Raw genomic sequence first — 3,879 nt, forward strand, 5'->3', positions numbered from 1 at the left:
GTAACGGTGGACTTAAATTTTAATCATTATGGCAGGAGTAAATAATAGAGTTAAAGTTTCTAACGATATAGAACTGAAAGATAGACTGGTTGCTATCAATCGTGTTACTAAGGTAACCAAAGGTGGTAGAACTTTTAGTTTCTCTGCAATTGTTGTTGTAGGTAACGAAGAAGGAATCATTGGTTGGGGGCTTGGTAAAGCAGGTGAAGTAACAGCGGCTATCGCAAAGGGTGTTGAATCTGCTAAGAAAAATCTGGTTAAAGTTCCGGTTTTGAAAGGTACGGTTCCTCACGAACAAACAGCAAAATTTGGTGGAGCTGAAGTATTCATCAAGCCTGCATCCCACGGAACCGGTGTTGTAGCTGGTGGTGCTATGCGTGCTGTATTGGAGAGTGTTGGTGTAACAGATGTTTTGGCCAAATCAAAAGGTTCTTCCAATCCGCACAACTTGGTTAAGGCTACTATCATGGCTTTAGGCGAAATGCGTGATGCAAGAATGGTTGCTCAGAACAGAGGAATTAGTGTTGAAAAAGTATTTAGAGGATAAGGAGGAGATATGTCAACTATAAAGATCAAACAAGTTAAAAGCAGAATTGGTGCTCCAGCTGATCAAAAAAGAACTCTTGATGCACTGGGACTTCGTAAACTGAATCGTGTGGTTGAGCACGAATGTACTCCTTCAATTCTTGGGATGGTAGATAAGGTCAAACACTTGGTTACCATTGTTAAGTAATTATTTGTTGAATATAAAACGAATTACAATATGAACTTAAGTAATTTAAAACCTGCAGAAGGCTCTACTAAAACAAGAAAAAGAATCGGACGCGGTCCGGGATCTGGTTTAGGAGGTACTTCTACAAGAGGTCATAAAGGAGCTAAATCAAGATCTGGATACTCTAAAAAGATCGGTTTTGAAGGTGGTCAGATGCCTCTTCAACGTCGTGTACCTAAATTTGGTTTTAAGAATATCAATCGCGTAGAATATAAGGCTATTAATCTTGATACAATTCAGAAATTGGCTGAAGCTAAGAATTTGGAGAAAGTAGGTGTTAATGACTTTATCGAAGCTGGATTTATTTCTTCAAGCCAGTTGGTAAAAGTATTAGGTAACGGAACTTTGACTACTAAGCTGGATGTAGAAGCTCATGCATTTTCAAAGAGTGCAACTGCTGCTATCGAAGCTATAGGTGGAACTGTAGTAAAACTCTGATTCAATGAGAAAAGCTATTGAAACATTAAAGAATATATGGAAGATTGAGGATCTGAGACAGCGGATCCTCATCACCATATTGTTTGTGGCGATTTACCGTTTTTGTTCGTATGGTTTGCTGCCTGGGATTAATTCGTATGTTGTGCTGCCTGGTATTAATCCGGGTATGCTGACACAATTGCATCAACAAACAAGCGAAGGCCTTTTAGCCTTGTTAAACATGTTCTCAGGAGGAGCATTTTCTAATGCCTCTATTTTTGCATTAGGAATTATGCCTTATATCTCTGCATCTATCGTTATCCAGTTGTTGGGAATTGCTGTGCCATATTTCCAGAAGCTGCAACGGGAGGGAGAGAGCGGCAGAAGAAAAATGAACCAGTATACACGTTATTTGACGATTGCTATCCTTTTGGTTCAGGCCCCTTCTTATTTGCTCAATCTTAAAATGCAGGCTGGACCTTCCTTAAATGCTTCATTAGATTGGACTCTGTTCATGGTTACTTCTACCATTATTCTGGCAGCTGGAAGTATGTTTATCTTGTGGCTTGGTGAAAGAATCACAGATAAGGGTATTGGTAATGGTATTTCATTTATCATTTTGATTGGTATCATTGCTCGTCTTCCGCAGTCTTTGGCTCAGGAATTTATTTCCCGTATGACTGATAAGACAGGAGGAATGATCATGTTTTTGTTTGAAATGGTATTCCTGTTGATAGTAATTGCCGGTGCGATTCTTTTAGTGCAAGGAACGAGAAAGATTCCTGTACAGTATGCAAAAAGAATTGTTGGTAATAAACAGTATGGTGGTGCAAGACAGTATATCCCTTTGAAGGTAAATGCTGCAGGTGTAATGCCTATCATCTTTGCTCAGGCGATAATGTTTATCCCGATCACTTTAATTGGATTTTCGAATGTCAATAATGTGAGCGGTTTTGTACGTGCATTTACTGATCATACGAGTTTCTGGTATAACTTTGTTTTTGCTGTAATGATTATATTGTTTACATACTTCTATACGGCAATTACGATTAATCCGAACCAGATGGCTGAAGATATGAAGAGAAATAACGGTTTCATCCCGGGTATCAAGCCTGGTAAGAAAACGGCTGAATACATTGACGATATAATGTCGCGTATTACATTGCCCGGTTCTTTCTTCTTGGCTTTGGTTGCCATTATGCCTGCATTTGCCGGTTTGATTGGTGTGAAAGCTGAGTTTGCTCAATTCTTCGGTGGTACATCTTTGTTAATTCTTGTAGGTGTAGTTCTTGATACGCTGCAACAGGTTGAAAGTCATTTGTTAATGAGACATTATGACGGTCTGTTGAAATCGGGTCGTATTAAGGGGCGTGCTGGTGTAGCCGCATATTAATTCTTTTAATAGAAATGATATTTCTTAAAACAGAAGATGAAATTGAGCTGCTCCGTCAGAGTAATTTGCTTGTAGGAAAAACATTGGCTGAAGTTGCTAAATTGATTAAGCCAGGCATAACCACTCGTGAATTGGATAAAGTCGCCGAAGAGTTTATTAGAGATAATGGAGCTGTTCCGACTTTCAAAGGATTTCCTAATCAATATGGAGATCCGTTTCCTGGTTCTTTATGTACTTCTGTTAATGACGAAGTCGTACATGGTATTCCGGGAGATATTGTTTTGAAAGAAGGCGATATTGTATCTGTGGATTGTGGAACTTATATGAATGGTTTTTGTGGTGATTCAGCGTATACGTTTTGTGTAGGCGAGGTGGACGGGGAAGTTCGGAATTTGTTGAAAGTTACTAAGGAGGCATTATATATAGGTATTCAGAATGCTGTACAAGCTAAGAGAATCGGTGATATTGGATATGCTATTCAACAATATTGTGAATCCCATTCTTATGGCGTAGTACGTGAGTTTGTCGGTCATGGCATTGGTAAGGAGATGCATGAGGATCCTCAGGTTCCTAATTATGGTAAAAGAGGATACGGTACGCTATTGAAAAAGGGACTTTGTATTGCAATAGAACCTATGATAACTTTGGGTAATCGGCAAGTTATAATGGAGCGTGACGGATGGACTGTGAGAACAAGAGACCGGAAATGTGCTGCACATTTTGAGCATACCATTGCAGTAGGTGCAGGCGAGGCGGATATTCTTTCATCATTTAAATTCATTGAAGAAGTTTTAGGAGATAAAGCAATATAGTATGGCAAAGCAATCTGCAATAGAACAAGATGGAGTTATAGTTGAAGCATTGTCTAATGCAATGTTTCGTGTTGAATTAGAAAACGGGCATGAAATTACTGCTCATATTTCTGGTAAGATGAGAATGCACTACATTAAAATCTTGCCGGGGGATAAAGTAAGAGTTGAAATGTCTCCTTACGATTTATCAAAAGGAAGAATTGTATTTAGATATAAATAAAAATTAGATATGAAAGTAAGAGCATCATTAAAGAAACGTACGCCAGAATGTAAGATCGTTATAGAAAACGGACATGAGATTACTGCACATATTTCCGGTAAGATGCGAATGCATTACATTAAAATCCTGCCGGGGGATAAAGTTAGAGTCGAAATGTCTCCTTACGATTTATCGAAAGGAAGAATTGTATTTAGATATAAATAAAATTAAGATATGAAAGTAAGAGCATCTTTAAAGAAACGTACGCCAGAATGTAAGATCGTTA

General features: G+C 38.4%; 8 protein-coding genes. All 8 read left to right on the top strand.

Translation table 11 applies throughout. The annotated features are described in order from the left end of the window. Nucleotides 1–28: 28 nt before the first annotated feature. Nucleotides 29–547 carry a 30S ribosomal protein S5 gene (gene rpsE, locus QVP90_RS05980; protein ID WP_005929056.1) on the top strand — a complete coding sequence of 173 codons (519 nt, stop codon included), beginning with the start codon at nt 29–31 and terminating at the stop codon, nt 545–547. 9 nt (nt 548–556) lie between these two features. Beyond that, a complete protein-coding gene (gene rpmD / locus QVP90_RS05985; protein ID WP_005929058.1) occupies nt 557–733 on the top strand; it encodes a 50S ribosomal protein L30 in 177 nt (58 codons plus the stop codon). 30 nt (nt 734–763) lie between these two features. Further along, nucleotides 764–1,210 carry a 50S ribosomal protein L15 gene (rplO, locus tag QVP90_RS05990; RefSeq protein ID WP_005929059.1) on the top strand — a complete coding sequence of 149 codons (447 nt, stop codon included), beginning with the start codon at nt 764–766 and terminating at the stop codon, nt 1,208–1,210. A gap of 4 nt (nt 1,211–1,214) precedes the next feature. Beyond that, a complete protein-coding gene (secY, locus tag QVP90_RS05995; RefSeq protein ID WP_021935918.1) occupies nt 1,215–2,582 on the top strand; it encodes a preprotein translocase subunit SecY in 1,368 nt (455 codons plus the stop codon). Between the two features lie 14 nt (nt 2,583–2,596). Continuing rightward, nucleotides 2,597–3,394, top strand: a complete 798-nt coding sequence (gene map, locus QVP90_RS06000; protein ID WP_021935919.1) for a type I methionyl aminopeptidase — start codon at nt 2,597–2,599, stop codon at nt 3,392–3,394. 1 nt (nt 3,395) lies between these two features. Beyond that, entirely contained in the window at nt 3,396–3,614 is a 219-nt protein-coding gene (gene infA, locus QVP90_RS06005) for a translation initiation factor IF-1 (protein ID WP_002558052.1), read from the top strand. 9 nt (nt 3,615–3,623) lie between these two features. After that, nucleotides 3,624–3,818: a translation initiation factor IF-1 gene (infA, locus tag QVP90_RS06010; protein ID WP_021935920.1), complete on the top strand. Its 195-nt coding sequence runs from the start codon at nt 3,624–3,626 to the stop codon at nt 3,816–3,818. 9 nt (nt 3,819–3,827) lie between these two features. Then, on the top strand, nt 3,828–3,879 hold a 52-nt coding region (rpmJ, locus tag QVP90_RS19860), incomplete at its 3' end, for a 50S ribosomal protein L36 (protein WP_369678141.1).

Origin of the sequence: Bacteroides sp. CAG:189, from assembly GCF_000432295.1 — a bacterium.
In the GTDB taxonomy this organism is placed as follows: Bacteria; Bacteroidota; Bacteroidia; order Bacteroidales; family Bacteroidaceae; genus Bacteroides; species Bacteroides salyersiae.